This window comes from Tenacibaculum soleae, assembly GCF_001693415.1.
GTDB lineage: Bacteria > Bacteroidota > Bacteroidia > Flavobacteriales > Flavobacteriaceae > Polaribacter > Polaribacter soleae.
This window is the reverse complement of sequence record NZ_MAKX01000004.1, coordinates 1-5,377: the sequence shown is the minus strand read 5'-3', so window position 1 is coordinate 5,377 and position 5,377 is coordinate 1. Positions and strand designations below refer to the sequence as shown.

The window sequence follows — 5,377 nt, the reverse complement described above, 5'->3', positions numbered from 1 at the left end:
TCTTTATGAATAATTGCGGAAAAGTAGAATTAAAACAGAATTGAATATTAAAAAAAGAGAATAAATCGCGGAATTTAGCAAGTTTGCGGAATTAAAATTCTTTATGGAAATAATTGCGGAAAAATTCTTTCAACAATAAAAATTAAAATAGTAAGCCAATATAACGAAAACCCAACAACGTGTATAGTTCATTACGGGGGATTTTCTTACAGAAAATCCTCGCATTTTCACTATCTTTGGTCTAAATTCGGAAAATTGCTGCGCTCTTTTCCGTAACGAAACCATACACAAACACGTTAGCCACAACCTAAAAAAACCGCAAAGTGCATTTAAAATCTATCCAAATTAAAAACTTTAAAGGCTTCAAAAACCTTTCTTTCGAATGTAATCAAAATTTCAATGTTGTAATAGGTGAAAATAACATAGGAAAAAGTACAATATTCGAAGCTCTGTTGATTTGGGAGAGTTGCTTTAAACGAATAATAAATGCAAAAAGAACAAACTTTTATAAAGCAGATGGAGGTAATACTTATATTCCATTTGGAGATTTAACATTTATTAGGTTAATAAATGATACAGATTTATTCTTTGAAGCACCAAATCAAGCAAGAATAACAGTAAATATTAAAGACAAAGAAAACGTATTCGCATTAACTTTTGAGTTAAGTAAACCTAAATCTATAAGCAATTCATATTTAAGATTTAAAACAATAAATCATAAAGAATTTGAAAAATTCGCATCATTTTTAAAACATAAACAAATTAAGCTTGATGAAGCTATTTTTATATATCAAACTAAACCTGTTTCTAATATACTAAATAAGGAACCTTTTATGAACTCTGGGCAAGTACTAAAGAAGATTTCAATAGGTAAATCAGGTGAAGTTTTGCGAAACAAAATAATCAAAAAAAAAGCTACCAATCGTACAAACTTAGAAAATCAAATATCAAAAGTTTTAAATCAAAAAATAAATTTCTACTGCACTAATGAAAAGAGGTTTCAAAAGGATGAATATATAGATTTAAAGGTATCTAATGGAACTAAAAATTTAGATATCCATTTACAAGGAAGTGGATTTTTACAAGTAGCAGAAATTTTCTCAACGATAGATTATCTTGAAAATGCAATGAATATATTACTCATTGATGAACCGGATTCACATATTCACGCTAAATTACAGAAGAAACTTCTTCAAGAATTGAGACTAATTAATAACACGCAAACATTTGTAATATCACACAATGATACTTTTGTTAGTGAACTAAATCCTGATGAATTATTTTATCTAAATAATGAAAGTAAAAATGAAGGTGCTATAAAGAGATTAGACCTAAAAAACTTTGACAAAATAAAGAAAGAGTTGGGTGGTATAATTGTAGCTCTTGATAAACTTAATTATACCCATAAAGTTTGTTTTGTAGAAGGAGATGATGATATAGAATATATTAATCGACTTTTAAAAAAACATTTAAAGATTGAGCCTGAAAATAAACCAAAGAAAGAAGTCGTTTTCTATCACCTCAGAGGTAAAGATTTTTTGTTAAAAAAGATAGACCATAATAAAAGACTTTTAAGCCAACTTTTTAAAGATAAAAGTTATGCCGTGATTTATGATAAAGATTTTTCTACAGAAAATTCTTGTAATGATTTCAATCAAGAAATTTCTCGAAAATTAGGTAATAATTCAAATGTTTACACACATAATGGTTACTGCATTGAATCAACAATATTTTCAGATTTAGAAAAATTGTGCGAATTTTTATCTAATTGGAGCGGAATCTCTAAACTTAGAGTACATTTCTTTATCGAAGAATTTTTTTCTAATATTAATTTTGACTTTAGTACTCATACGTCTAAATACTATAAAGATTTTGAAATAAAATTCAACGGACAAAAAAAAGAGTCAAGACCAGAGCTTAATACAGTAAATTACAATGATTTTTTAGCAAATGCATTAGAAGCTGGGAATTCTCATTATTTATTTAATAAATCTTTAATATCTGATTTTTATAAATGCTTTAAAAATCATTTTTCAACAATAGATAGTGATTTACTTTCCAAGACAAGTGAAGATTTGTCTTCAGAATTGTTCAATTCATATATTGAAAATATTTCGAAATCAAGAGATTTCATTGATTGCAGTAAAGAATTATTAAAAGTTTTATATGAAATTGATTAGAAAAGGCAGTGGCTAACAACGTGTATAATTAATTGCTTTGGCTAGTGCTTACTTGGAAAATTCCTTCGGAATTTTCTCGCGTTCGTTTTTGTTTACTAAATTAGTTGCTTAAACACGCAACTAACCATACACAATCACGTTGTGGTTCATATTTCGCTCACCTACAAATGTAATTGAGTATTTATAAAATTACAGCTTATTTACAAAAACGAAATATTAATCTTAAATTTACAGTGTATGAAAAACAAAAAAATCAACTTTATCAAACTCGGAATTCTTCTTTTTGGAATTTCTTTATTACTTTGGAATTGTCAAAATGAAGACCTCTCTATCCCAACAGAAAATCAAACTTTTTCTACTGTAGAAATTAATGAAGCTTTAAGTTTTATTGAGAATAAAAAATATTCTAGTTACAAAGCAAGAGAAAGTGAATCTTTCATTAATTCAATATCAACTCAAAACCTTAAGCAAGAAAATATAACAAATACAGAAGCTAAATTAACATTACTTCCCGTAAAGACAAAGTTTGATGAGTTTTATTCTAGAATAGCATTACTTAAAATTAAAGATTCTATAAAAAGTGTAGTTATTAATATCAACCCACATTTAAATCTTAGAACTGAACATTTTAGCGGGCAAATTTTAATTTCAGACCTAAATGGAAATTTTAATAAAGCTTTTAAAATATATAATGGTAGTATCATTAGAGCATATAATAAATCTAAATATTCTAATAAAAGTTTTAGAAGTTCACCTGATGGTGATGCTGAATGTAGAAAAGAATGTGGGCATGATTCTGAGGACAAGTATTGTATTTGCAATGACCAACTATTAAATGAAATAGTAGTATCTAGTTCTAATGTTAATTATTTAACTATTGCAGATTTATATGATACTGGAGGTGGTGAAAATTCAAATAGTGGTTGTGAAGTTGGTTGTAATAGTTGGAGTTATGGTGGTGGAAGTTCTTCTAATAATAACAATGACCAAAATGATGATGACAATCAAAATGATGACAATCCATGTGACAGAGTAAAAAAACTAGAAACAAACTCCAAATTTAAAGAAAAACTTAAAGAATTAAAAGCTAATACTTCTAAAGACTATGAATCAGGATTTCTAATCAATCATGATGGTAAGCCTTATGACCTTGTTGAAGGTAATCCTGGAGAAAATCATATTGATTTAAATGTTATTGGTCCTTTTGGCGGTTTTATACATACACATATTCCTCCTCTAGGAAGACCTATTTTTTCAACAAATGACATTAAAGCCATATATGATTTTTATATCAAAGGATTTATAAATAATTCTAATACATTTTTATCAACAATTATAGCATATCATGAAACCTCTTATACAATAATAATTAATGATATTACAAAATTTAAAAGTTTTGGACGGGATAATTTAACTGATACTACTTTTACTAGTTTTTCTCATTATTATTCTAGACACTATGACCTTTATTCTGGACCTCTTTATGGGTATAATGAAATAAAAGCTAGAGAGGTCGCAATGCTTAAAGCACTAGAAAATTCAGGATTAAGTTTATTAAAAGGTAATTCTGATTATAGTAAATGGCAAAAAATTGAAACTCAAAATGCTGATATAAAAAATGTTAATTGTAAATAATAAAAACTTAAAAAATGAAACATATAATTTTAATACTAATAATACTTTTGAATTTTAGCTGTATTTCAGCACAAGAAATAACCTTAAAAAAAGGAATGACAAAGGCCAAAATACAAAAAGGAACATATTACAAAACAGATCATTCTATTATAAAGAAGTTTATTGGAATTTGGGAGGGTAATGTTGGTGGTAAAAAATTTAAGCTAAAAATTTTCAAAGAGAAAGTATTTTTAAAAGGTAGTGATATATACATGGATGTACTTAATGGTCTTTATTGTTTTGAAAATTGTAATTTTGAAAATCCGAATGCATTTTTAAGTAAAACTAATGGTACTTTTGAAATGTATGAAAAAGGAAAAATAGAGTTTATGATAAATGACTTTAAATACAAAAAATTAGCTAACGTAAATTTTGAGATTTTAGAAAACAACACTGCTAAGTGGACGTTATTTTACACTTTTTCAAATAAAGATAAACCTAAAGGATTTACAATTCCAAAAGAAATGTTGTTAAAGAAAACAAACCAATAAAAATACAAACCACAACACCGTGTATAAAAAATAGCAGTTAAGTCCCAAATTTTCAGTTAGCTCTTTTCTGCTATTTTTGTTTTTAAAATTGAAAATTGAAGTAATTTATTCTGCTACTTTTCATACACAAAAACGTTGGGTTTCATTAACAAAAAATCGTAAAAATTCAAACTTTTAGATTTTTAATTGATTTTAAAAAGTTGGAAAAACTTGTGGAAAAACTATATCGGAATTTTCTCAGAAAACCGTAAAAATATAATTTGAAAATTTTAGTCTTCTAATAATGTTTTTCAAAAAAAGAAAAATTCCAGTTGAGAATTATTCTGTAAAAAGTTGGAGTATTTAGAGTTAAATTTTCAAAACTCTTGCTTTAGAAAAATCTCAGAAAGAATAAAAATAGAATTGAATGCTAGAGGAAAAACAAATCGTGGAATTTAGCAAGTTTGCGGAATTTAAATTCTATATGAATAATTGCGGAAAAGTAAAATTAAAACAGAATTGAATACTAAAAAAAAGAGAATAAATCGCGGAATTAAAATTATTTATGGAAATAATTGCGGGAAAATTATTTCAACAATAAAAAGTAAAACAGAAAACTAACATAACGAAAACCCAACAGCGTGTATAGTTCATTACGGGGGATTTTCTTGCAGAAAATCCTCGCACTTTTACTATCTTTGGTTTAAGTTCGGAAAATTGCTGCGCTCTTTTCCGTAACGAAACCATACACAAGTACGTTGGCGCTCATAGAAATCGAAATTTTTAGAAAATATTTTTATTGAAAAATAATTCTATTTTTTAGAGAAAATTAAGAAAAATGTAATTTATTGAAACTTAAAAAAATTGAATAATATTTGCGCTTTTATGAGAATTGATTTCCTAAATTCCAGAAATACTAAATCGATAAAAATCTCGTCTAGTTTCAAAATAAATATGAAATCGTTGCGCTAAAAAGAGAATAATTTAGTTTTTAAGAATATTTTTATAATTATAGAAAAATCTTGTAGAATCTAATGTTACGAAAAATCGTTA

The 5,377-nt window shown here is 26.3% G+C and carries 3 protein-coding genes; all 3 read left to right on the top strand.

The window, feature by feature from the left end; translation table 11 throughout:
• Window positions 1-323: 323 nt before the first annotated feature.
• The 3 genes from BA195_RS09495 to BA195_RS09485 all read left to right on the top strand — a co-directional run bounded on the left by BA195_RS09495 (window position 324) and on the right by BA195_RS09485 (window position 4,345).
• A complete protein-coding gene (locus tag BA195_RS09495; protein WP_068704853.1) occupies window positions 324-2,180 on the top strand; it encodes an ATP-dependent nuclease in 1,857 nt (618 codons plus the stop codon).
• 237 nt (window positions 2,181-2,417) lie between these two features.
• Window positions 2,418-3,815, top strand: coding sequence for a hypothetical protein (locus BA195_RS09490; protein ID WP_068704851.1), 1,398 nt, complete (start codon window positions 2,418-2,420; stop codon window positions 3,813-3,815).
• Between the two features lie 14 nt (window positions 3,816-3,829).
• Window positions 3,830-4,345: a DUF6705 family protein gene (locus BA195_RS09485; RefSeq protein ID WP_141677682.1), complete on the top strand. Its 516-nt coding sequence runs from the start codon at window positions 3,830-3,832 to the stop codon at window positions 4,343-4,345.
• The last annotated feature ends 1,032 nt before the right edge of the window (window positions 4,346-5,377 follow it).